Source organism: Caballeronia zhejiangensis (assembly GCF_022879815.1).
GTDB lineage: Bacteria > Pseudomonadota > Gammaproteobacteria > Burkholderiales > Burkholderiaceae > Caballeronia > Caballeronia zhejiangensis.
The window spans coordinates 2155726-2179823 of the sequence record NZ_CP084283.1 but is presented as its reverse complement, the minus strand read 5'-3'; the positions used below and the strand labels follow the sequence as shown (position 1 = coordinate 2179823).

Genomic DNA, 24098 nt, shown 5'->3' with positions numbered 1-24098 from the left:
CTTCGGCGCGAAACGACGGAAGCGCGTGTGCGCCGGACCACGCTTCATCGGACGCTTCGAATCGATGTCCGCAAAGCACGGCATTCTGGCGGATCGCCGCCGTTCGATGGCCCGAAGATGCAAAGGCCGGAAGCGGTCCGATCCGGCTTGAGACCACTCAATATGCGCGATGTGCGTGCTACACGCCGGAACGAGGTGCCCCGCGATGCCGGGGAAGCAGGCCCACGAGGACGCGCGGTTCCGGCCGCGCGAGCCACTCGATAACAATCGACCCTCGCAGAAGGGAAATGGCATGGGCGGTTCGGCGCGACACGCATGCAAGGCCCCGATCGATCGATACGCTCGATTCATCCGGGGACTCGCGATCATCGCCGAGATGAGTGGTCCGCTTCGAGCGCGGCGCGGGAAAGTTTGGATATGATGGGCTCGCTTCATCATCCAGGAGACTTCCCATGTCCGAGACGCTCAGCATCTCCATCCCCGATGGCAATTTCGACGCTTACGTCGCATATCCCGCGCAAACGACCGCGCCGGCCGTGATCGTGATTCAGGAAATTTTCGGCATCAACGCCGACATGCGCGAAACCTGTGACGAATACGCGCGCCAGGGATACGTCGCGCTATGCCCCGATCTCTTCTGGCGGCTGGAGCCGAACGTCGAACTCACCGATCGCACCGAAGCCGAATGGCAGCAGGCGCTCAAGTACTACAACGCATTCGACGTGAACACGGGCGTCGAGGACATCGCGGCGACGATCGGTTTCGCGCGCGGACTCTCACAAGTGCAGGGCAAGATCGGCTCGGTCGGCTTTTGTCTCGGCGGCTTGCTCTCGTTCCTGACGGCGGCGCGCACGGATGTCGACGCATCGGTTTCGTACTACGGCGGCGGCACGGATCAATACCTCGCCGAACTGCCGAAGATCAAGGTGCCGCTCATGCTGCATCTCGCGGAAGAGGACGAGTTCATTCCCGCCGATGCGCGCAACCGCGTGCTGGCGGCGGTGAAGGGGCAGCCGAATGTCGAGGTGTACACGTATCCCGGCTGTCATCACGCGTTCGCGCGCAATCAGGGCGCGCATTACGACGCGGCGGCCGCGCAACTCGCCAACGGCCGCACAGCGGATTTCTTCGCAAAGCACCTGAAATAAGGCTTCGAATGAAAAACGCCGCCTGGAACTCAGGCGGCGTCGCTTCATTTCTTCACCGTGTGCGGCCGGCGAAACACGAGCCAGCGCGGTGATTTGAAGCGCACGATGCTCATGTAGAGCCACACGTAAGTTGCCGCGAACACGACGACGAAGCAGAACAGATGCACCGTATGCCGCCAGAAGAGCGTCGCGGGAATCACGGCGACGAGACACAGCAGCCACAGATACGGCGACGTCAGCGAATTGCGCCGCGTCAGCTCATACGCGTTCTTCACGCCGACGGCCCAGCGCATCAGACGCTTGTAGACGAGCATATGCAGATGCACGCCGTCCGGAATGCCCGGCGAAATGCCGCGAATGAACTTCTTGCGATAGATCGAGAAGCACGTCTCGAAGATCGGATACATGAAGAGCAGCACGGGATACCACGCGGAGACATCGCGGTTGCGCATCACGAGCATGATCGAGAGTTCGCCCAGCATGAAGCCGACGAAGTACGCGCCGCCGTCGCCGAGAAAGATCAGCCCGGCGGGGAAGTTCCAGATGAAGAAGCCCATCACCGCGCCCATCATGATGAGCGAGCCGGAGAGCACGATCGGATCGTGCACCTGGAACGCCACATAGGCGAGCGAGGCGAACATCATGAAGCTGACCATCGATGCGAGGCCGTTGAAGCCGTCGATGATGTTCACCGCGTTGGCGAGCGCCGCGACGGCGAGCACCGTCACCGCGCATGAAATGACCGCGTAGGACAACAGGAAATCGAGCGGCGGCACGCTGATGCGCGTGACCGCGATGTTCAGGAACGCATAGGCGAGGCCCGCGGCGGCCATCGTGCAGACGAGGCGCGCGAGCGGCGAGACGCGCTTGGTCAGGTCTTCGATCAGCCCGGAGAGAAACGCCGGCAAGCCGCACGCGACGATGCCGAGAATGCCGCCCGATACGGCCGGATAGCCCCATCGCAACTGCACGGCCGATGCCGTGAGCCCGCAGATGATGCCCACGCCGCCGATGCGCGGAACGGGCCGCGCGTGAAACTTCTGCACGCCGGCGAGATCGGTGTCGCCGAGCACGCCTTCCTGCAGGTGTGCGAAGCGCACGATCAACAAGGTCACGAAGAGCGAGACCAGAAAAGCAAGCGCGAAACTAAGCATGAAATAGAACCGATGGAAAAAAGCGGCGCCGCGCGCAAAGCGCAGCGCCTCGACGCTTTTAAGCGAACCCTTGCGGATTCTGCGACTGCCAGCGCCAGTGATCCGCGCACATGCGTTCGATGCCATGCTCCGCGCGCCAGCCGATCAGTTCCGCCGCGGCGGCCGGATCGGCGTAGCAGGCGGCGATATCGCCCGGACGGCGCGGCACGAGCTCATACGGAACCGGCTTGCCCGACGCCGCCTCGAACGCCTTCACGACATCGAGCACGCTATAGCCTTGCCCGGTGCCGAGATTTACGACGAAGCTGCGGTCGAGCTTCTTGAGCGCATCGATCGCCGCGATATGCCCGCGCGCCAGATCCACGACGTGGATGTAATCGCGCACGCCGGTGCCGTCGTGCGTATCGTAATCGCTGCCGAACACGCGCAGTTGCGCGAGCTTGCCGACGGCCACTTGCGCCACATACGGCATCAGGTTGTTCGGAATGCCCGCCGGATCTTCGCCGATCAAACCGCTCTCGTGCGCGCCGACCGGATTGAAATAGCGCAGCGTCGCGATGCGCCACGACGGATCGGACACTTCGAGATCGCGCAGGATCTGCTCGGCGATGAGCTTGCTCTGGCCGTAGGGGTTCGTCGCGGAAAGCGGAAACGATTCGTCGATCGGCACGCTCTTCGGCACGCCATACACCGTCGCGGACGAGCTGAACACGAAGTTGCGCACGCCGCGCGCTTTCATGACCTTGAGCACCGCGAGCAGGCTGCCGATGTTGTTCTCGTAGTACTCGATGGGCTTCGCGACCGATTCGCCCACGGCCTTCAACGCCGCGAAGTGGATCGCGCCGGTGATCGCGTGCGCGTCGAAGATGCGGTTGAGCGCGGCTTCGTCGCGGGCATCGGCTTCATAAAACGTGACGCTCTTGCCCGTGATGCGCTCGACGCGCTTCAACGACTCCGCGCGGCTGTTGACGAGATTGTCGATGACCACGACGCCATAGTCCGCGTCGAGTAGTTCGACGCACGTATGCGAACCGATGAAGCCCGCGCCGCCGGTGACGAGAATCGTGCCCTTCGTCGGCTGATTGCCATTCATCTTGTGCTCTCCCGATTGCATGAAATCAAAGTGAAATGCCGGTAATGGCATGTATTGTGCCCTTGTAGCGTTCGACGACATTTTTTTCGTCGAATTCGCTCGCGACCTTTTCGCGGCCGCGCCGCGCCATGGCGGCGCGCTCGTCGGCGGAGAGCGTCAGCATGCGCTCGAGCGCTTCGGTCAGGCTGTCGGCGCTTTTGACCTCGCAGAGCAGGCCGTTCACGCCGTCCTCGACCACTTCGCGGCAGCCGGGAACGTCGGTGGCGACGATCGGGCGGCCCATCGCCGATGCTTCCATCAGCGTGCGCGGCACGCCTTCGCGATACGAAGGCAGCACGACGCAATCCGCCGCGGCGACGAGCGGCCGCACGTCGTTCGCTTCGCCGAGATATTCGACGATATGCTCCGCTTCCCACTTTTCTACGTCGGTGCGGCTGATCGCGCTCGGATTGTCGACGCCGACCGGCCCGAGCAACTGAAAACGCGCGTGCGGAAACTTCGCGCGAATCCTGCGTGCGGCTTCGACATATTCCGCCACGCCTTTATCCCACAGCAGACGGCCGATCAGGATGAACACGAAATCCTCGCGCGCGGGCAGCGGCTCGAACGCGAATTCGTCGAGATCGACGCCTTCGCCATGCAGACGCCGCGCGCGATCCGGATGCGCGAGCAGATTCTCGTGCAGGAAGGCTTCGTGATCGTCGCGATTGAGGAACCACACTTCGCGCGGAAAGCGGAACGCGAAACGGTACAGCCGCTTCGCGACCTGCGCCGTGCGGCTCTTCTGGATGAAGACGTAGCCGAGACCCGTCGTCACCGCGATCGACGGCACGCGCGCGAGCATCGCGGCAAGCGAGCCGTAGATGTTCGGCTTGATCGTATAGTGAAACACGATATGCGGACGCGTCGCACGATATTCGCGAAAGAGCGCGGCGAGCGTCCTGAGGTCATCGCGCGGATCGGTGCTTTTCGATGCGACCGGCAACTCGACGCAGCGGCAGCCCATTTCGGTGAGCGGCTCGAAGGTGCGGTCGCGCGGCGCGATGATCGTGACTTGCGCGCCGCGCGCGGTCAGCATGCGCAGCACGCCTTGCCGGTAGGTATAGATCGCCCACGCCGTGTTGCACACGAGGGCGATACGAAGCTTCGACTTTTCTTTGGTCATCCGGAAGTCAGGAATAGGTTCACGCGGCGGATGCGCCCTTCAGCAAGCGCGCCTTCAATCCACGCAACGCGCGATACGGCAAAACGAGATGCGCGATGCTCTTCGCGACGCCCGCCCAGTCGAGCGGATTGCTCACGCGCAAATGGCGCAGTTGCAGACGCAGTGTCGACATGATTTGCGCACGCCGTTTGGTCGCGCTGATGCCGCTTTCGTTCAGTTCGTAGAAGAGACCGAACTCGGGCAGATTCGCGCCGTCGTGCCGTTGTAGCAGACGCAGGATCAGATCGAGATCCTCGGCGGCGCGATACTGCGCGCGATAGTTGCCCGCTTCGATCACGGCGTCGATGCGCAGCATCAGCGACGGATGCGTGAAGCATGTGCGCGCGAGCATCATGCGGCGGATCGCGGCGGGATCGGCGGGCGGCGTGAGATCGAAGAGCGGCGCGCCATCGGTCGATACGACGTGCGTCCACATGCCGAGCACCGCGACGCGCGGATGCGCCTCCATATACGCGCGCTGCTTCGCGAGGCGAGCGGGCGTCGCGAGATCGCCTGCGTCGATGCGCGCCGCGTAACGGACGCCTCGCGCGTGCAGCGCCGCGATGCCCGCTTCGAGCGCGCGCTCGATGCCGCCGTTTTTCGGCATGCGCAGAATGTCGATGTTCATGCCGTCGATGACGGGCGCGACGATAGGCGGCGTGCTGCCATCGTCGACGATGAGCACGTTCACCATCGACGTTTCGCGAAACGACGCGAGCGTGCGTTCGACATCGGCCTGGCCGTTGAACGCGGGCATCAGCACGGCGACATCGTGGAGTTCGTTCATGCGCGCAGCCGAAAACGGATGTAGTAGAAATTCACCGACGCCGCCGCGACATAACCCGCCGCGAGTCCGATCAGCGCGCCGTAGCCTTCCATGCGCGGTATCGCGAACCAGTTCACCGCGAACGCGACCGCGAGCGCGAAAAGCCATTTCGATAGCAGCACATACTTCGCCTGATATTTCAGCACGACGAGATTGCCGATCGCTTCGATGCCCGCGGGCACCGAAAGCCACACGGCCCAGCGGAAGATGTCCGCCGCGCCCGCGTAATTCGGTCCGAACACGCGCGCGATGATGAAGCCCGCGAGCGCATCGAGGACGGCCGCGCCTGCGATCATCAGCGCGGCGGTCATCGCGAAGAGGCGCACGAGATTGCGCTTCAGGCGCGCGGTTTCCTGCACGCGATACACGAACGCCGGCGCGATGGTCTGCGAGAGCATCAGCGCGAGCGCGATCCAGTTCTCGTTCAATTGCTGCGCGGCGGAGTAAAGCCCGAGTTCCGCGAACGACACGCGATGCGCGAGCATCAGCCGGTCGAGCTTCAGGAACAGATACATGCAGATGAGCCCGAGCCAGAACACCGTGCCCGCGCTCGCGAAATGTCTGAACAGTGCGCGGTCGAAACGCCAGCCGAGCGTGCCGCCGTGACGGCGCACGTAGTACGCGACGAGCGCGGCGCTGATCGCCGCGGCTTCGAGCGCCCAGAGCCAGCCGAAGCTCGACGGCGCGGCCGCGATGCGCACGAGCGCGAAGACGAGCGCCGCCTTGACGATGGCCGCCGCCATGCTCGCGATGAGCTGCGGCTTGCTGTAGGTGAGGCTTTGCAGCCACGAATTGACGACGCCGATGAACGGCTCGCGAAAGAGCATCGTGACGGCGAGTCCGGCGAGCATCAGCCCGACCATCGGGTCGGTGCCGCCGGCGGCGATCCAGATCCACGTTACGCAGAGTGCGACGACCGACACGCCCATGCGCAGCACGAACGCGCTGCCGAGTACGGCGCCGGTATCGGCGGGCTTGCGGTTGACGATCGTCGGCACGAGAATCTCCGCGCCGCACACCCACGTGATCGGCGCGATGACGAGCAGCAGCGTGTTCGCGTATTGCCATTTGCCGAAGTCGTCCGGGCCGAGGTAGCGCGCGAGCAAACCGGAGATGACGATGGCGACCGCGATCTGCGTGAGCCGCTCCAGCCCGAGCCAGACGATGTTGGCGAGCGCGCGGGCGACGTCCGGATTGCCGGAGCGCGTGAGCGCCTTCATGCGGTGAAGCGCTCGGCGTAATCGGGCACGGCGCGTGCTACCCAAGCCTGACCGCCTCGCGCAAACGAGCGATCGGTCAAGTTTTGTGTGTTTGCACGCAGACGCGCCTCATTCGAAGGCATCGAGGCGAAAGAGCGTTTGAGCATTGGATTAGAATGAACGCGCACGCTCCAACCGGCTTCGTCAGAGCGAGCGCAACCACCAGAGCGCCGAAAGACAGCGATTATAAGTGCGATCCGTGGGCCGCCCGCTGCGCCGGTTTTGCATCCATTTGCTTCGAATTGTTTCTTTCGTATTGGTTTACCAGACGCATAGGCAGAATTCGATACGTCATCTGGCAGTCGTTCGCGCGCGCTGTGCATTGCAGCGGCGCGCCAACCGTCACGACCTGCATGCCCTCATGGCTGCATCGCCGAGAAACCATCAATTAATAGAGAGGAGGTAGCCATCTCATGAGCCAAGTTTCCCAATCCATCTTCAAGGCCTACGACATTCGCGGGATCGTCGGCAAGACGGTCGACAAGGACGTCGCTAAGAGCATCGGTCAGTCGTTCGGCAGCGAGATCAAAAAGCAGGGCGGCGATTCGGTCGTGGTCGCGCGCGACGGTCGTCTCTCCGGTCCCGAACTGGTCGGCGCACTCTCGGATGGCCTGCGCGCGGCGGGCGTCGATGTCGTCGATATCGGCATGGTGCCGACTCCGGTCGGCTACTTCGCGGCGAGCGTGCCGCTGCCGTTGCCTTCGGGCGAGCGTCGCGTCGATTCGTGCATCGTCGTGACGGGCAGCCACAATCCGCCCGACTACAACGGCTTCAAGATGGTGCTGCGCGGCGCGGCCATCTACGGCGATCAGATCCAGGGCTTGTACAAGCGCATCGTCGATAACGACTTCACGACGGGCGAAGGCACGTACACCGAATTCGACGTGTCGCAAATGTATCTCGACCGCATCGTGTCGGACGTGAAGCCGGTGCGCGCGATGAAGATCGTCGTCGATACGGGCAACGGCGTCGCGGGCGGTCTCGCGCCGCGTCTTTTCAAGGCGCTCGGCTGCGAGCTGGTCGAACTCTTCACGGAGATCGACGGCAACTTCCCGAATCATCATCCGGATCCGGCGCATCCGGAGAATCTGCAGGACGTCATCAAGGCGCTCAAGGAAACGGACGCGGAAGTCGGCTTTGCGTTCGATGGCGATGGCGACCGTCTCGGCGTCGTTACGAAGGACGGGCAGGTCATCTATCCGGATCGCCAGTTGATGCTGTTCGCGCAGGAAGTGCTGTCGCGCAACAAGGGCGGCCAGATCATTTACGACGTGAAGTGCACGCGCAATCTCGCGAAGTGGGTGCGCGAGCAGGGCGGCGAGCCGGTCATGTGGAAGACCGGCCATTCGCTTGTGAAGGCGAAGCTGCGTGAAACGGGCGCGCCGCTCGCGGGCGAAATGAGCGGCCACGTGTTCTTCAAGGATCGCTGGTACGGCTTCGACGACGGTTTGTACACCGGCGCGCGTATGCTCGAAATCCTGTCGCGCGTGGCCGATCCGAGCAAGCTGCTCAACGATCTGCCGAATTCGCTTTCCACGCCTGAACTGCAATTGAAGTTGCAGGAGGGCGAGAATTTCGAGCTGATCGCGCGTCTGCAGAAATCGGCGAAGTTCACTGGCGCGGACGACGTGCTGACGATCGACGGTCTGCGTGTCGAGTACCCGGATGGGTTCGGGCTGGCGCGTTCGTCGAATACGACGCCGGTCGTCGTGATGCGCTTCGAAGCGGACAACGACGCGGCGCTTAAGCGCATTCAGGAAGATTTTCGTCGGGTGATTCTGGCGGAGAAGCCGGACGCGCAGTTGCCGTTTTAAGTATTGCGGGCGTCACTCGATGCCCGGTGAAAAGCGGCGCAATCGAATCGATTGCGCCGCTTTTTTTGCTTATCCGATGAACGCGCCGCGCTAAAATCCCCGTTTTCCTGCTCACCGCGCCGCGCCGTCCGCGCTTCTCCATCTCAGCGTGCAAAAGATCCTGATCGTCCGCGTGTCGTCGCTTGGCGACGTCGTCCACAACATGCCGGCCATCGCCGACATCCGCCGCCGCTATCCCGATGTGCAAATCGACTGGCTCGTCGAGGAAAGTTTCGCGAGTCTCGTCGAACTCGTACACGGCGTGCGCCGCGCGATTCCGTTTTCGCTCAGGCGCTGGCGCAAGGCGTTCACGTCGCCGGCGAACTGGCGCGAGATCGGCAAGTTCAAGCGCGAGCTCGCCGCCGAAAAATACGATCTCGTCATCGACTGCCAGGGTCTCATCAAGACCGCGTGGGTCGCGAGCTGGGCGCGCGGGCCGCTCGTCGGCCTCGGCAATCGCACCGACGGCGCGGGCTACGAATGGCCGGTGCGCTTTTTCTACGACCGGCGCGTGCCGATCGAACCGCGCACGCACGTCGTCGAGCGCACGCGGCAACTCGTGGCGGCGGCGCTCGACCTGCCGAAGCCGCAAACGACCGACGACATCGACTTCGGCCTCGACACGCGACGCGCGACGCTCGCCGTCTCCGCGCTCGGGCTGAATCTTCCCGTGCCTTACGTCGTGTTCGTGCACGCCACCTCGCGCGCCGACAAGCAATGGCCCGAAGCCGCGTGGATCGAACTGGGCCAAGCGCTCGTGACGCGCGGCGCGTCGATCGTGCTGCCGTGGGGCAGCGAGGCCGAACGCGCAACGAGCGAAAAGCTCGCGAAGGAATTCGGCGCGGCCGCGATCGTGCCGCCGAAGATGTCGCTGCCCGCGGTCGTCGGGCTGATCGACGGTGCCGCGGCGACCGTCGGCGTCGATACCGGTTTGGTGCATATTGCCGCGGCGCTGAAGCGCCCGACCGTCGAGTTGTACAATTTCTCGACCGCATGGCGCACCGGCGGCTATTGGTCGCCGAACGTCGTCAATCTCGGCGACGCGAGCCGGCATCCGACGCTTTCCGAAGTGAAGACCGCGCTCGCGGGCTTCGGCCTGCTGTAGTTTTCACCGCGCTGCGCTGTGTGCGGGCAACTCAAGGTCGTAGACACATGACGGAATCTCAAATCATCGAAGTCGCCTCGGGCGATTGGCAAGGCAAGAACCTGTCCGTGCCGCGCGAGACGCTGCTCGCCGGCGTCGAGAACGGCAAAGTGCTGTATTTCCCCAACCTGCGCTTTCCGATCGAAGGCGGCGAGCTTTCGCTGCTCGATCCGGGCATCGCGGATCCGAAGCGCAAGAACATCAGCCTCGCGCCCAACGGCGGCGCGTTAAACGGCGTGCTCGGCGACAGCGTGATGCAGTCGGCGGTGCGCTCGCTCATCAAGCGCTATCAGGATCATGCGCGTTCGCTCGTCGACGGGCTCTTTCCCGAATACGACGGCAAGCTGCGCGTCGCGCCCACGAGCCTCAGGCTGCGTCAGGTCGAGACGCGCGAAACATCCTGGCGAAAGGACGATGCCCGTCTTCACGTCGATGCCTTCCCGTCGCGGCCAACGCACGGCGAGCGCATCTTGCGCGTGTTCACGAACATCAATCCGAAAGGCGCGCCGCGCGTGTGGCGCGTCGGGGAGCCGTTCGAGGACATGGCGAAGCGTTTCCTGCCCGGCATCAAGGCGCAGGCGCCCGGCTCGGCGTGGCTGATGAATCTGCTGCACATCACGAAGTCGCCGCGCAGCGAGTACGACCATCTGATGCTGCATCTGCATGATGCGATGAAAGCCGATCTCGACTATCAGAAAAATTCGCCGCAGGAGACGATGCCGTTTCCGCCCGGCTCGGTGTGGGTCTGCTTTTCCGATCACACCTCGCATGCGGTGATGTCCGGCCAGTTCATGATGGAGCAGACCTTCTTCCTGCCCGTCAAGGCGATGGCGCGCCCCGATCACGCGCCGCTCGGCATTCTCGAACGCCTGAAGGGCCGGGCGCTCGTTTGAGCGGCGCCGCCTCGTCCGCCGCTACGCCGGGCGCATCGGCTTCCGTGCTCCGGCTCGTCTATCGCGCGCTCTGGTGGATCGTCGCGCCGCTCGCGGTGCTGCGGCTCTACATCCGTTCGCGAAAGGAGCGCGGTTATCGCGAGCATATCGGCGAGCGTTTCGGCCACATCGCGCCGCGCCGCGCCGACGATCTCGCGCCGCTCATCTGGGTGCACGCGGTGTCCGTGGGCGAGACGCGCGCGGCGCAGCCGCTCATCGACGCGCTGATGAAAGCGCATCCCGAAGCGCGCGTGCTGCTCACGCACATGACGCCGAGCGGCCGCGCGACCGGCGTCGAGCTTTTCGGCGACCGCGTGTTGCGCAGCTATCTTCCCTACGATCTGCCCATTCTCGTGCGGCGCTTTCTGCGCGCGTGGCGGCCGTCGCTCGGCATCGTGATGGAAACGGAAGTCTGGCCGACGCTCATCGACGAATGCAAACGCGCCGACGTGCCGCTCGTCTTGACGAACGCGCGCATGTCGGAACGTTCGTACCGGCGCGCGGCGAAGTTCGGGCGCGCGGTGCGCGAGGTGTTCGGCGGCTTTTCGCGTGTGCTCGCGCAGACGCCGTCCGATGCCGAGCGGCTCACCGCGCTCGGCGCGCGCAATGTCGCCGTGCTCGGCAATCTGAAGTTCGACATGACCGCGCCGCCCGAACTGATCGCGCGCGGTCACGCGTGGCGCGCGGCGATCGGCGAGCGGCCCGTGTGGGTCGCGGCGAGCACGCGCGAGGGCGAGGAAACGCTCGTGCTGCGCGCATTCTCGGCCCTCAACGTGCCCGATGCGTTGCTGATTCTCGTGCCGCGTCATCCGCAGCGTTTCGACGAAGTGTCCGCGCTGATCGCGAGTCTCGGGCTGACGAGCGCGCGCCGGTCGGTGTGGGCGCCGAAGCCCGTCGCGGCGGGCTCGGGCGCGGACGTGCCCGAGCCGTTGCCGGCGAGCGCGCAGGTCTTGCTCGGCGATTCGATGGGCGAGCTCGGCGCGTATTATGCGGCCGCGGATCTGGCGTTCATCGGCGGAAGTCTGTTGCCGCTCGGCGGGCAGAATCTGATCGAAGCGTGCGCGGCAGGTGTGCCGGTGCTGATCGGCCCGCACACGTTCAACTTCACGCAGGCGACCAACGATGCGATCGCGGCGGGCGCGGCGTTGCGCGTGCAGGATCCGCAGGAACTCGCGCGCGGTCTGCGCGAAATCTTCGGCGACAAGGCGCGGCGTCTCGCGATGAGCGCGGCGGCTTCGGCGTTCGCGGCGCGGCATCGCGGCGCGACGGAGCGTACCGTGAGCGTGCTGAGCGCGCTGCTTGAAGAGGACAGCGAAGCGGCGAAGTGATCCGACGCGATCTCGCTGTTTCCTGCCGCCAACTGCGCTTTTCCTCAGATGAATCTTGCGAAGTAAGTTCGGAGGATAATGAACTTCCTCGAGCCGATCCTTTCGAACGCATAACAAGCGGCCGGGTGCCTGCGAACGTGCTTCCAGTTTTCTTCGAGGACGCGCATGCAAGATCTCATCAAGTCCGTCGTCAAGGACATGTTGCCGCCAAGACTGTTGCGCCTGCTGCGGCCATCCCCAGGACCGACCGATGCATGGGGCACCGTCCGTTACGGCGCGCATGGCCTGATTCTTCCCGGCAATCGGCGCTTCGAATACCGGCCTTGTCCGGCGGATCGCTCGGTTTGTCGGCAGATCTTCTTTCTTCGCGAATACGCGACGGATCATCTCATGCGCGCGAAGGAAATCGCCGCGTTCTATGAGGCTTGCGAAAATCCGCTGATCGTCGATGCGGGCGCCAATATCGGCGCCGCCGCAGTGTGGCACGCGCTCACTTATCCGAAAGCGAAGATCGTCGCCATCGAGCCGGACATATCGAATTTCGCGCTGCTCAACAAGAATGCACAGGCGTTTCCGTCGATCAAACCGCTCAACGCCGCGATCGCGGCCAAGCGCGGCACGCTTTATCTGAACGATCCGGGCGGCGGCGAGTGGGCGTTTCGCACCGCGGAGCAGCCCACCGAGAAAGGCTATGCCGTCGATGCGCTCACGCTCGAAGACGTGATGCCGTCCGGCACGACGCCGTTCATCCTGAAGATCGATATCGAAGGCGCGGAGGCCGACCTGTTCTCGCGCCATTGCGATGCGTTGAACATGTTTCCGGTCATCATCATCGAGCTGCACGACTGGATGCTTCCCGGCGAATCGAACAGCCGCAACTTCCTGCAATGGCAAGTCGCGATGAAGCGCGACTTCGTGCAGGTCGGCGAGAACGCGGTCTCGATATCGAATTCGATCGCGCTGCCGTAACGCGTTGTCGTCACGCGATTTTCCGCGTCAAGCCAGCAGCAAACCCTTCTTCTCGATGAAGCGGATGACTTCGTCGAGCCCATCGAGCGCCTTCAGATTGCACATCACGAAGGGCCGCTCGCCGCGCATCTTCTTCGCGTCGCTCGCCATGATGTCGAGATTCGCGCCGACGTGAGGCGCTAGATCGGTCTTGTTGATGACGAGCAGATCCGACTTCGTGATGCCAGGCCCGCCCTTGCGCGGAATCTTCTCGCCGCCCGCGACATCGATCACGTAGATAGTCAGATCGGAGAGTTCGGGGCTGAAAGTCGCCGCGAGGTTATCGCCGCCCGATTCGATGAACACGATATCCGCATCCGGAAACTTCGACACCATGCGATCGACGGCTTCGAGATTGATCGACGCATCTTCGCGGATTGCCGTATGCGGGCAGCCGCCCGTCTCGACGCCCATGATGCGCTCGGCCGGCAGCGCGCCCGCGACGGTCAGCAGGCGCTGATCTTCCTTCGTGTAGATATCGTTGGTGATGGCGACGAGATCGTATTTCTCGCGCATCGCCTTGCAGAGCATTTCGAGCAGCGTGGTCTTGCCGGAGCCGACCGGCCCGCCGACACCGACACGCAACGGCGGCAGTTTCTTGGTTCGGCGAGCGGCGGAAGAGTAAGCGGGAGCGTTCATGGAGTGTCGGTTCAGGAGCGGAAAAGCCGCGAATATTGCGATTCGTGCCGCGCGGACAAAACGCCGAGCTGCGGCGCGAAGGTGTTGATGTGTTGAGGCGCTGTATCGAGCGCGCGGCGCACGGCGGCATCGATCGGCTCGCGCAACGCGACGATGATGCGCTGTCCCGCGAGCTGGCCGAGCGGCACGGCCTTGAGCGCGGCGGCCGCCTGATTCTCGACCCAGCTGAATGCGTAGGCCGCGAGCGCGGCGTCGGGTGCCGCATCGTGCGCGAACGCGGCGAACGCGAAGGCGGTCGGCTGCGCGATCGGCTTGATCGCGGCGAGCGTCGCGCGGCGTGCTTCGTCGCCCCATTCGAGCGACACGCACAACTGCGCGAGCGACCAGCCCATCTGCTCCGTTTCGCGTCTCAATTCCGCCGATTCGCGGCTCCCGATGTATTCATCGTTCGCGGCGCTCAGCGCGGCTTCGTCGTGCGAACGCCAGTGTTCGATCTGATGCGCGAGCATCGGCAATTCGCCGCGCGCGAGCACGCTGGAAAGGCCGCTCGCGATCCAGTCGCGCGCGCTGTCGCCGTCGTGGATCAGGCCGTGCTCGATCGCCGCTTCGAGCCCTTGCGAATAGCTGAACGCGCCGATCGGCAATGCCGGCGACGCGAGATGCAACAGCGCGGTGAGCTCAGCGATGCGCATGGCCGTGGTGATGATGACCATGATCGTGACTATGATCGTGGCCGCACGACGAATGATCGTGATCGTGCCCGTGATGCTCGTCGAATACCTTCTGCGCGAGCGCGTAGTCTTCGCTGAATGTCTCGTCGTGGCCGTGCTTGTGTCCGCCGCCGTACGCGCCCGTTTCGGGCTGGAACGGCTGCGATTCGTGCGCGACGAGCACGCCTAAGCGCTTCAGCATGTCTTCGAGCACGGGATCGGCTTCGAGCTTCAGATACTCCGCGCCGACTTCGACCGGCGTATGCCGGTTGCCGAGGTGATAGGCCGCACGCGTCAAGAGACGCACGCTCGGCGCGCGCACGATGAGCACGTCCTCCGCCGCCGCGACGACGCGCACGAAGCCGCCGTCGTCGGCGACGAGCATGTCGCCACCCGCGAGCACGGTGCCGCGCGGCATGACGAGGGCGACTTCCTCGCCGTTGTCGAGCGTGGCGGCGAGGCGGCTCTTGCAGCGCGCATCGAAGGGAAGAGTCAGCGTGGGCGCGCGCTTTTTGAGGACGTCGGCAAGCTTCGCGGTCAGACGTTTGTCGATGGTACGCATATCAGAACAAGAAGTAACGCTGCGCCATCGGCAGAACGGTGGCGGGATCGCATGTGAGCAATTGTCCGTCGGCGATCACCTGATAGGTCTGCGGATCGACGCTGATGGACGGCTGCCATGCATTGTGAATCATGTTGGCCTTCGTCACATTGCGGCAGTTCCTGACCGCGACGATCTGCTTTTGCAAGCCATAACGATCCGCGATGCGCGCCTCCATCGCCATCTGCGATACGAATGTCAGCGACGTCTTGCCGAGCGCGCCGCCGCGTGTCGCGAACATCTCGCGATAATGCACTGGCTGCGGCGTCGGAATGGACGCATTCGGGTCGCCCATCTGCGCGACCGCGATCATGCCGCCCTTGACGATCATCGCGGGCTTCACGCCGAAGAACGCGGGTTCCCAGAACACCAGATCGGCCCACTTGCCCGGCTCGATCGAGCCGACTTCATGCGCGATGCCGTGCGTGATTGCCGGATTGATCGTGTACTTCGCGACATAGCGCTTCGCGCGGAAATTATCATTACGCGTGCTGTCTTCGGGCAACGCGCCGCGCTGCACCTTCATCTTGTGCGCGGTCTGCCATGTGCGAATGATGACTTCACCGACGCGGCCCATTGCTTGGGAATCCGAAGAAAGCATCGACAGCGCGCCGAGATCGTGAAGGATGTCTTCGGCCGCGATGGTCTCGCGACGAATCCGCGATTCCGCGAACGCGATGTCTTCCGCGATCGACGGATCAAGGTGATGGCACACCATCAGCATGTCGAGATGCTCATCGAGCGTGTTGACGGTGTAGGGGCGCGTCGGATTCGTGGAAGAGGGCAGCACGTTCGATTCGCCCGCGACCTTGATGATGTCCGGCGCATGGCCGCCGCCCGCGCCTTCTGTGTGATACGTGTGGATCGTGCGGCCCTTGAACGCGGCGATGGTCGTTTCGACGAAGCCCGCTTCGTTCAGCGTGTCGGTGTGGATGGCGACTTGCGTGTCGGTGTCGTCGGCGACGCTCAAGCAATTGTCGATCGCGGCGGGCGTCGTGCCCCAATCCTCGTGCAGCTTCAGGCCGATCGCGCCCGCTTTCACCTGCTCGATCAGCGGCTCCGGCAGGCTCGCGTTGCCCTTGCCGAGAAAGCCGAGATTGACGGGCCAGCCGTCGGCGGCCTGCAGCATGCGCTCCATGTGCCACGGGCCCGGCGTGCAAGTTGTCGCGTTGGTGCCGGTCGCGGGGCCGGTGCCGCCGCCGAGCATCGTCGTGACGCCGCTCGCGAGCGCTTCGTCGATCTGTTGCGGGCTGATGAAGTGAATGTGCGTATCGACGCCGCCCGCCGTCACGATCATGCCTTCGCCCGCGATCACTTCCGTCGCCGCGCCGATCGCGATGTTCACGTTCGGCTGAATGTCCGGATTGCCCGCCTTGCCGATGGCGAAGATGCGTCCACCCTTGATGCCGATATCGGCCTTCACGATGCCCCAGTGATCGAGGATCAGCGCATTGGTCACGACAGTATCGACGACGTCGGCGGCGGGGCGCTGCGACTGGCCCATGCCGTCGCGAATCACCTTGCCGCCGCCGAACTTCACTTCTTCGCCGTAGGTCGTGAAGTCGCGTTCCACTTCGATGATGAGATCGGTGTCGGCGAGGCGCACGCGGTCGCCGGTGGTCGGGCCGAACATTTCCGCATAAGCGCGGCGGCCGATGCGTAGCGTCATATCTGTCCTTTTTTAGAGCGGGCCCATGACGAGCGCGTTGAAGCCGTACACATGGCGATCGCCGGCCAGCGCGACGAGTTCGACGGTGCGTTCCTGACCGGGTTCGAAGCGGACTGCCGTGCCCGCCGCGATGTTCAATCGGAAGCCGCGCGCCTTCTCGCGCTCGAATTTGAGCGCCGCGTTGACTTCGTAGAAGTGGAAGTGCGAGCCGACCTGCACCGGCCGGTCGCCATGATTCGCGACGACGACCGTAACCGTCTCGCGGCCCGCATTGAGCTCGTGCTCGCCATCGTCGATGAAATATTCGCCGGGGATCATGGTGTCAGGGAATCGGATGATGAACGGTGACGAGCTTGGTGCCGTCGGGGAAGGTCGCTTCGATCTGGATGTCGGGAATCATCTCGGGCACGCCTTCCATCACGTCGTCGCGCGTGAGCAGCGTGGTGCCGTAGTGCATGACTTCGGCGACAGTCTTGCCGTCGCGCGCCGCTTCCATCAATGCCGCCGATATGAACGCGACCGCTTCCGGATGATTGAGCTTGAGGCCGCGCGCGCGGCGACGCTCGGCGAGCAGGGCCGCTGTGAAGATCAGCAGCTTGTCCTTTTCTCTGGGCGTGAGTTTCATGGGCTTCTTCTATGGAGAAAAGTGTTTCGGGCTTTGCAATGCTAGCACCGGAATGCCGCGTCTCATGCGCTTTTAAGGGGCTTTCGGTAGGCTTTCGGCTTACTGGATGAAGCGCTGCAACTCCACGGTCGACGGCCGCTCGAAGATGGCGTCCGGCGCGCCCGATTCCCACACGCGCCCCTGATGCATGAACACGACCTTGTCGCTCACCTTGCGCGCGAAGCGCATTTCGTGCGTGACCATGATGAGCGTCATGCCGTCGCGCGCGAGGTCTTCGACGACCGCTAGCACTTCGCCGACGAGTTCGGGATCGAGCGCCGATGTGATCTCATCGCAGAGCAGCACGGTCGGCTTCATCGCAAGTGCGCGCGCGATCGCGACGCGTTGCTGCTGACCGCCCGAAAGCTGATCGGGAAAAGCATCGAACTTGTCGCCGAGACCGACGCGTTCGAGCACGGTATGCGCCGTCGCGCGCGCCTTCGCCCTGTGGATCTTCCTGACGACGGTCTGCGCGAGCATCACGTTTTCGCCCGCGGTGAGATGCGGAAAGAGGTTGTATTGCTGGAACACCATGCCGACTTTCAGCCGCAGCGCGCGCAGGTCGGCATGACGCGCATCGATATGCTCGCCGTCGATTTCGATCGAGCCTTCGTCGATGCTCTCCAGACCGTTGAGCGTGCGCAGCAACGTGCTCTTGCCCGAGCCGCTGCGCCCGATGATCGACACGACTTGTCCGCGCTCGACGGCGAAGTCGATGCCCTTCAGCACCTGATTCGCGCCGAACTGCTTCTGAAGATTGCGGGTTTCAACGAGCGGCATTCCATTTCCTTTCGAGCGTGCGCGCATAGCGCGTCAGCGGATAGCAAAGCAAGAAGTAGATAACGGCGACGAGCCCATACACGAGAAACGGCCGGAAAGTTGCGTTCGAAATCATCGTGCCGGCCTTCGTCAGTTCCGTGAAGCCGATGATCGATACGAGCGCCGTGTCCTTCACCGCCTGCACCGCGAAGCCGACCGTCGGGCCGACCGCGATGCGCGTCGCTTGCGGCAGGATCACGTGACGAAGCTGCTCCATGTAACTCATCGCGAGCGACGACGATGCTTCCCACTGGCCCTTCGGCACCGCTTCGACCGCGCCGCGCCAGATCTCCGCGAGATACGCGCTCGTGAAGAGCGTGAGACCGACGCTCGCCGCGAGCCACGGCGACACGTCGATGCCGAGCAAGGGCAGGCCGAAGAACACGAGGAACAACTGCATGAGAAGCGGCGTGCCCTGAAAGAGCTGGATATAGCCTTTGACGAGCATGCGCAGCACTTGCGATTTCGACACGCGCATGACGAGCAGCACGAAGCCGACGATGCCGCCCAACACGAACGACACGATCGACAGCACGACGGTCCAGCGCGCCGCGAGCAGCAGGTTCTCGAAGATCTGCGCGAGCGTGAATTCGATCATCGCGCGGCGCTCCGGTGGTTCATCAGAAAGCGCTTGCCCATGGCGTTCAATGCGGCGCGCAGAGCGAGCGCCATCACGAGATACGCGGCCGTGATGAAGAAGCACGTCTCGAACGCGCGGAAGTTGCGCGACTGGATATAGCTCGCGGCATACGTGAGATCGGGCACCGATATCTGCGAGACGACCGCCGAGCCGAGCATCGTGATGACGATCTGGCTGGTCAATGCGGGGAACACTTTGGCGAGCGCTTGCGGCAACACGACATGACGGAACGTCTCGCCACGCGACATCGCGAGCGATGCCGCCGCTTCGAGATGACCCTTCGGAACGGCGGCGACGCCCGCGCGCACGATCTCGATCGAGTACGCGCCGAGATTGAGCGTCATCGCGAGAATGGCCGCGACGTATTCGCTGAGATGAATGCCGAGCGCGGGCAGGCCGAAGAACACGAAGAACAGTTGCACGATGAACGGCGTGTTGCGGACCGCTTCGACATAGCCGCCGACGATCGCCGCGAGCCACGCATGCCGGCTGTTGCGCGCGGCGGCGCCGAGCACGCCGACCGACACGCCGAGCGCCGTCGAGACTGCGGTCAGCGCGAGCGTGGTCGCCGCGCCGCTCGCGAACATGCCCGCGTACTGCGCTAGATCGGCGAATTGAAGTTCATAGGCCATACGATGCCGCGCTCCCGATCAAAGGGTCGCGGGCAGCGGCTGGTTGAACCACTTCTTCGACATCGTGTTGAGCGTGCCGTCCTTCTTCGCCTGCGCGATGGTGTCGTCCACTTTCGACATCAGGCGCGGCTCGTTCTTGTTCATGCCGACGAAGCACGGCGAATCCTTGATGATGAACTTCGCTTCCGGCCGGCGCGGCGGATTCTTCGACAGTATCGCCGCCGCGACGATGTTGCCCGCCGCGATCAGTTGCACCTGTCCCGAGAGAAAGGCCGAGATGGTCGCGTTGTTGTCCTCGAAGCGCTTGATGGTCGCGTTGGGCGCCATCTGCGAGAGCGCGATCTCTTCGAGCGCGCCGCGCGTGGCGCCGACGGTCTTGCCGGTGAGATCGGCGGGGCTCGTCACCTTGATGTCGGCGGGGCCGAACACGCCTTGGAAGTAGGGCGCGTAAGCCGTCGAGAAGTCGAGCACCTTCTCGCGTTCCGGCGTCTTGCCGAGCGACGAGATCACGAGATCGACCTTGTTGGTCGTCAGATACGGGATGCGGTTCGCGCTGTTGACGGGCACGAGTTCGAGCTTCACGTTCATCGACTTGGCGAGCAGCGCGGCCATGTCGACGTCGTAGCCTTGCGGTTTCATGTCGGCGCCGACCGAGCCGAAGGGCGGATAGTCTTCGGGCACGGCGACGCGCAGCGTGCCGTTCTTCGCGATGGTGTCGAGCGCGTCGGCATGCGCGGCGAGAGGCGCGAGGGAAAGCAGCAGCGCGACGAGTGCGGTGCGCCGCGTGCGGGAAAAAGTCGTGAGCATCGATGATCCTTCGGTCTTGAACGGCCGCGTTGGAATGCGCGGCTCTCGAGCGAAGGCTTAAAGCGAGAGTCGTGCCATCGATGCTTATTTCTTATGCTGTCAGCGTTTGCCGGTTACGCATATATCGCCGCGCACAACCGATGTGCAGACGCGTGCGCTTCGTTGGTGCGTACTAGGTAGTCCACAAACGCAGAGGTCGCGCATCGACGCCATGCACGAGCGGACGAAGACACGACCAGCAATCGGTGAGTGCGTTTTGCAGCGGTTCCATGGAGCGGCTGATCGCGCGCACGATCAGCACGCCCGGCGCGACGCACGATGCGCCTGCGCGGAGCTCATCGTCGAAGGGAAGATGTGCGGCGAGGGTCTCGGCGAGGGCATCGTCGCATGCGGGGCCGATCGCCCAGAGCGTGCCGTAAGCGGGGAAGCCCGCGAGACCTTGAGCGGAGTCGCGCAGCGGATCGCGCGCATCGAGCAGCGTGCGTTCGAACCAGAGCGTCGAACCATTGCGATGCGCGATACGCGATGTCGCCTTGATTTGCCCTTGCGTCCACTTTTCGCCGGCGGCGGCGCGCCCGAGCAGCATTGCGTCCCAGCCGATCGCGCTCGCGCCTTCATCGAGTGTCAGGTTGAATTCGAGTTCGACGTTCGACGATTCGAACACGATGTTGTTTTGCGGCAGCCAGTCGAGCTTCGCATGCGCGGCGAGATCGATATCGATGCGCTGCGTCGCGAGCTTGCCGTTGGCCTTGTACCACTTGGTCGCGCCGGGCGTCGTGATGACGGCGTGCGTGTCTTGGTGCAGACGAACGTCGATGGAAAGACGATCGCCGCCCGCGACGCCGCCGGGCGGGTGCACGATCACCGAATGACAGATATCGCCTTCGGGATAGAGCGGCCGTTGCAGCCGCAATGGGCCTTCGTGCTTGCGATGAACGCAGACAGTGCGGCCGTGCTGACGCGCGTAGCCGAGTTCGAGCGAGCCGCGCCAGATGTTCGGATCGGCGAGTGTTGCGTGCGATTCGTGGTGCATGAGCGATGCGTTCTTCTAGAGCGGAGCCTCGATCATACGGCGATCAGCTCGCGCACTCCATGCGCGTCCATTTCCGAGCCCGCGCCGCCCGCGACGATTTCGCCGCGGCTCATGACCCAGTATCGATCGGCGAGTTCGCGCGCGAAGTCGTAATACTGCTCGACGAGCAGGACCGTCATGCCCATTTCGTCGACGAGTTGCCGAAGCGTTCGGCCGATATCGCGGATGATCGATGGCTGAATGCCTTCGGTCGGCTCGTCGAGGATGAGCAGTTGCGGCTCGCTCATCAGCGCGCGGCCGATTGCGAGTTGCTGTTGTTGACCGCCGGAGAGATCGCCGCCTCGGCGGTTCTTCATGTCTTTGAGGACGGGGAACAGCGCGTAGATGTGATCGGGAATCTTCGATGGCGCTTTGCGGCTCGCTGCGCCGACGAGCAGGTTTTCTTCGACGGTGAGACGGCCGAAGATGTCGCGGCCTTGCGGCACGTAGGCGAGGCCGTTTGCGACGCGCGCGTGGGTGGGCATCGAGGAGAGCTTGTTGCCGCGCCAGGCGATGGTGCCGCTTTTTGTCGGGACGACACCCATCAGGCAGCGAAGGAGCGTCGTTTTGCCCACGCCGTTGCGGCCTAGCAGGACGGTGAGTTTTCCATCGGGGACGGTGAGTTTCACATCGCGGAGGATGTGGCTGCCGCCATAGTATTGGTTCAGGTTTTCGACTTCTAGCATTTGCTTTGTCTCTTGGTCTGCGCTTGTTTGCTTACGCTTGCGTGGAATCCTGTGATCGCGTCGGTCTATTAGCACTGCCCCGCACAGGGGCAGTGCTAATAGACCACTAAGAAAACAGGCTTCCACGACGACCCACGCCGACATAAAACACTAACGCCCAAGATAAGACTCAATAACGGCCTCGTCCCGTTTGACGTCATCGAGCGTGCCTTCGGCAAGAACACTCCCCTCAGCCATAACAGTTACCTTCCCGCTATCCCCCGAAAGCGCAGCAACAAACTCCATATCATGCTCGACGACCATCATCGAACACGACCCACGCAGCTTGTTGAGCAACTCCGCGAGTTCCATCGTTTCATGATCGGTCATGCCGGCCGCAGGCTCATCGAGCAGCAAGAGAGCAGGCTGCTGCATCAACAACATGCCGATTTCGAGCCGCTGCTTCTGCCCATGCGACAACTCGCCCGCAAGCCGCGTCGCCTGATGCTGAAGGCGAATCAGCTCCAGCGTCTCTTCGATGCGAGCCTGCGCGGCACCATCCAGCCGCGCCCTCAACGATGCGAACCAGCGCTTGTCCGTCTTCATCGCGAGTTCGAGGTTCTCCCACACCGGATGATTCTCGAACACAGTCGGCTTCTGAAACTTGCGCCCGATGCCCGTGCGCGCAATCACCGGCTCCGACATGCGCGTGAGATCGAACGTCTGCCCGAGAAAAACCTTGCCGTCGTCGGGACGCGTCTTGCCGGTGATGACATCCATCATCGTCGTCTTGCCCGCGCCGTTCGGGCCGATCACGCAGCGCAACTCGCCCACATCGATCGACAACGTCAGCTTGTTCAGCGCGCGAAAGCCGTCGAAGCTCACGGTGACGTCCTCGAGATAGAGGATCGTGCCGTGCGATACATCGATCTCGCCGGGCGCGAGCACATGCCCCAGGCCCGACGACACGTTGATGTTCTTGTGGCTCGTCTCCGGAATCGGCGGCAAATCCACGATCAATGCGTTATGTGCAGTCATTCGGCAGCGTCTCCATGCGCCTTCTTGCGGCGCGCGAGATCGATCAGTCCCATGATGCCGTTCGGCAGAAGCAAGGGCACGAGCGTGAAGATGAGGCCGAGGAAAAACAGCCAATACTCCGCGAAATAGGCGGTGAAAAAGCTCTTCGCGCCGTTGACGGCGAACGCGCCGACGATCGGTCCGATCAGCGTGCCGCGTCCGCCGACCGCGACCCAGATCGCCATTTCGATCGAGTTCGCGGGCGACATCTCGCTCGGATTGATGATGCCGACCTGCGGCACATACAACGCGCCCGCGATGCCGCACAACACCGCCGACACCGTCCAGATGAAGAGCTTGTACGCGAGCGGGCTATAGCCGAGGAACATCAGGCGCGCTTCGCCGTCGCGCACGCCGGTGACGACTCGCCCGAGCTTCGACGTGACGATCCATCTCGCCGCGAGAAACGCGAGCACGAGCACCGCGAACGTGATGAGAAAGAGGGCAGTGCGCGTGCCCGGATGCGTGATTGGAAAGCCCGCGATACGCTTGAAGTCGGTGAAGCCGTTGTTGCCGCCGAAGCCCGTTTCGTTGCGATAGAAAAGCAGCATCGCGGCGAAGGTCATCGCCTGTGTGATGATCGACAGATACACGCCCTTCACGCGCGAGCGGAACGTGAAGAAGCCGAACACCCACGCAAGCACGCCAGGCACGAGGACGACGAGCAACAGCGCATACCAGAGATGTTCCGTGCCCTCCCAGTACCACGGCAGCTTGTGCCAGTCGAGAAACACCATGAAGTCGGGAAGATCGCTTTGATACGTCCCCTCGCGGCCGATCGAGCGCATCAGGTACATGCCCATCGCGTAGCCGCCGAGCGCGAAGAAAAGCGCATGGCCCAAGCTCAGAATGCCGCAATAGCCCCATACGAGGTCGAGCGCGAGCGCGCCGATTGCGTAGCACATGAGCTTGCCGACGAGCGTCATCGCATAAGCCGAGAGATGGAACGTGCTCGTTTCCGGCAGCACGAGCGCGCTGACGGGCACGAAGATGCTCATCGCGATGACGAGCGCGATCAACGCGAGCCAGCCATTCTTCGGCAAGAGCGCGGCGCGCGGCGGCAGGCCGAGCGCGAAACCCGCGCGCGCCGCGCCCGGATCGGGTTGCGGCGTGACGTCGAGGTTCGTGCCGACATTGGTCGAGGCGGTCATGTC

The 24098-nt window shown here is 63.5% G+C and carries 25 protein-coding genes; 6 read left to right on the top strand and 19 right to left on the bottom strand.

The features are described from left to right. Positions 1–452: 452 nt before the first annotated feature. Complete coding sequence (locus LDZ23_RS10475) at positions 453–1148, top strand: dienelactone hydrolase family protein (RefSeq protein WP_008342514.1); 696 nt, start codon at positions 453–455, stop codon at positions 1146–1148. A gap of 44 nt (positions 1149–1192) precedes the next feature. Here the strand turns inward: LDZ23_RS10475 and LDZ23_RS10470 are convergent, their stop codons facing one another. From LDZ23_RS10470 to LDZ23_RS10450, 5 genes are read right to left on the bottom strand one after another with little or no spacing between them, the layout of a single operon-like run. Further along, complete coding sequence (locus LDZ23_RS10470; RefSeq protein ID WP_244807493.1) at positions 1193–2302, bottom strand: MraY family glycosyltransferase; 1110 nt, start codon at positions 2300–2302, stop codon at positions 1193–1195. 58 nt (positions 2303–2360) lie between these two features. Further along, positions 2361–3395 (bottom strand): UDP-glucose 4-epimerase GalE, encoded by a 1035-nt coding sequence (gene galE, locus LDZ23_RS10465; protein WP_034472825.1) that lies wholly within the window; start codon positions 3393–3395, stop codon positions 2361–2363. A 25-nt stretch (positions 3396–3420) separates the two neighbouring features. After that, complete coding sequence (locus tag LDZ23_RS10460; RefSeq protein ID WP_034472774.1) at positions 3421–4560, bottom strand: glycosyltransferase family 4 protein; 1140 nt, start codon at positions 4558–4560, stop codon at positions 3421–3423. Between the two features lie 19 nt (positions 4561–4579). Then, on the bottom strand, positions 4580–5386 hold the full coding sequence (locus LDZ23_RS10455; RefSeq protein WP_244807492.1) for a glycosyltransferase: 807 nt from the start codon (positions 5384–5386) through the stop codon (positions 4580–4582). Further along, positions 5383–6645: an oligosaccharide flippase family protein gene (locus tag LDZ23_RS10450; RefSeq protein WP_034472769.1), complete on the bottom strand. Its 1263-nt coding sequence runs from the start codon at positions 6643–6645 to the stop codon at positions 5383–5385. Before LDZ23_RS10450 ends, LDZ23_RS10455 begins: the two co-directional genes overlap by 4 nt. Before the next feature lie 452 nt (positions 6646–7097). Here LDZ23_RS10450 and LDZ23_RS10445 point away from each other — a divergent pair, with 452 nt between their 5' ends. The 5 genes from LDZ23_RS10445 (at position 7098) to LDZ23_RS10425 (ending at position 12910) form a co-directional block, all read left to right on the top strand. Continuing rightward, positions 7098–8498 carry a phosphomannomutase/phosphoglucomutase gene (locus LDZ23_RS10445; RefSeq protein ID WP_008342501.1) on the top strand — a complete coding sequence of 467 codons (1401 nt, stop codon included), beginning with the start codon at positions 7098–7100 and terminating at the stop codon, positions 8496–8498. Positions 8499–8646: 148 nt separating this feature from the next. Beyond that, positions 8647–9642 (top strand): lipopolysaccharide heptosyltransferase I, encoded by a 996-nt coding sequence (waaC, locus tag LDZ23_RS10440; RefSeq protein ID WP_244807491.1) that lies wholly within the window; start codon positions 8647–8649, stop codon positions 9640–9642. A 47-nt stretch (positions 9643–9689) separates the two neighbouring features. Continuing rightward, positions 9690–10574: a Kdo hydroxylase KdoO gene (gene kdoO, locus LDZ23_RS10435; protein ID WP_175980396.1), complete on the top strand. Its 885-nt coding sequence runs from the start codon at positions 9690–9692 to the stop codon at positions 10572–10574. Positions 10575–10618: 44 nt separating this feature from the next. Further along, a complete protein-coding gene (gene waaA / locus LDZ23_RS10430; RefSeq protein ID WP_033537199.1) occupies positions 10619–11941 on the top strand; it encodes a lipid IV(A) 3-deoxy-D-manno-octulosonic acid transferase in 1323 nt (440 codons plus the stop codon). Between the two features lie 165 nt (positions 11942–12106). Next, on the top strand, positions 12107–12910 hold the full coding sequence (locus LDZ23_RS10425) for an FkbM family methyltransferase (RefSeq protein WP_034472761.1): 804 nt from the start codon (positions 12107–12109) through the stop codon (positions 12908–12910). Positions 12911–12937: 27 nt separating this feature from the next. Here the strand turns inward: LDZ23_RS10425 and ureG are convergent, their stop codons facing one another. From ureG to urtC, 14 genes are all read right to left on the bottom strand, one after another. Further along, positions 12938–13588 (bottom strand): urease accessory protein UreG, encoded by a 651-nt coding sequence (gene ureG / locus LDZ23_RS10420; protein WP_034472760.1) that lies wholly within the window; start codon positions 13586–13588, stop codon positions 12938–12940. An 11-nt stretch (positions 13589–13599) separates the two neighbouring features. Next, a complete protein-coding gene (locus LDZ23_RS10415) occupies positions 13600–14280 on the bottom strand; it encodes an urease accessory protein UreF (RefSeq protein WP_244808129.1) in 681 nt (226 codons plus the stop codon). Then, on the bottom strand, positions 14267–14860 hold the full coding sequence (gene ureE, locus LDZ23_RS10410; protein WP_244807490.1) for an urease accessory protein UreE: 594 nt from the start codon (positions 14858–14860) through the stop codon (positions 14267–14269). The genes LDZ23_RS10415 and ureE overlap by 14 nt, the downstream gene beginning before the upstream one ends. A gap of 1 nt (position 14861) precedes the next feature. Next, positions 14862–16568: an urease subunit alpha gene (gene ureC / locus LDZ23_RS10405; RefSeq protein ID WP_008342486.1), complete on the bottom strand. Its 1707-nt coding sequence runs from the start codon at positions 16566–16568 to the stop codon at positions 14862–14864. 12 nt (positions 16569–16580) lie between these two features. After that, a complete protein-coding gene (locus LDZ23_RS10400; RefSeq protein WP_008342484.1) occupies positions 16581–16886 on the bottom strand; it encodes an urease subunit beta in 306 nt (101 codons plus the stop codon). Between the two features lie 4 nt (positions 16887–16890). Further along, complete coding sequence (locus LDZ23_RS10395; RefSeq protein WP_008342482.1) at positions 16891–17193, bottom strand: urease subunit gamma; 303 nt, start codon at positions 17191–17193, stop codon at positions 16891–16893. Positions 17194–17292: 99 nt separating this feature from the next. Beyond that, on the bottom strand, positions 17293–18012 hold the full coding sequence (locus LDZ23_RS10390; RefSeq protein ID WP_008342480.1) for an amino acid ABC transporter ATP-binding protein: 720 nt from the start codon (positions 18010–18012) through the stop codon (positions 17293–17295). After that, complete coding sequence (locus tag LDZ23_RS10385; protein WP_008342479.1) at positions 17999–18649, bottom strand: amino acid ABC transporter permease; 651 nt, start codon at positions 18647–18649, stop codon at positions 17999–18001. Before LDZ23_RS10385 ends, LDZ23_RS10390 begins: the two co-directional genes overlap by 14 nt. After that, a complete protein-coding gene (locus tag LDZ23_RS10380; RefSeq protein WP_008342477.1) occupies positions 18646–19323 on the bottom strand; it encodes an amino acid ABC transporter permease in 678 nt (225 codons plus the stop codon). The genes LDZ23_RS10385 and LDZ23_RS10380 overlap by 4 nt, the downstream gene beginning before the upstream one ends. A gap of 18 nt (positions 19324–19341) precedes the next feature. Beyond that, positions 19342–20130, bottom strand: coding sequence for a transporter substrate-binding domain-containing protein (locus LDZ23_RS10375; protein ID WP_008342474.1), 789 nt, complete (start codon positions 20128–20130; stop codon positions 19342–19344). 172 nt (positions 20131–20302) lie between these two features. Then, positions 20303–21163, bottom strand: a complete 861-nt coding sequence (locus tag LDZ23_RS10370) for an urease accessory protein UreD (RefSeq protein ID WP_244807489.1) — start codon at positions 21161–21163, stop codon at positions 20303–20305. A gap of 32 nt (positions 21164–21195) precedes the next feature. Beyond that, positions 21196–21888, bottom strand: coding sequence for an urea ABC transporter ATP-binding subunit UrtE (gene urtE / locus LDZ23_RS10365; RefSeq protein WP_008342470.1), 693 nt, complete (start codon positions 21886–21888; stop codon positions 21196–21198). Positions 21889–22038: 150 nt separating this feature from the next. Continuing rightward, positions 22039–22905, bottom strand: coding sequence for an urea ABC transporter ATP-binding protein UrtD (gene urtD, locus LDZ23_RS10360; RefSeq protein WP_008342468.1), 867 nt, complete (start codon positions 22903–22905; stop codon positions 22039–22041). Continuing rightward, positions 22902–24095: an urea ABC transporter permease subunit UrtC gene (gene urtC / locus LDZ23_RS10355; protein ID WP_244807488.1), complete on the bottom strand. Its 1194-nt coding sequence runs from the start codon at positions 24093–24095 to the stop codon at positions 22902–22904. Before urtC ends, urtD begins: the two co-directional genes overlap by 4 nt. Positions 24096–24098: the final 3 nt, after the last annotated feature.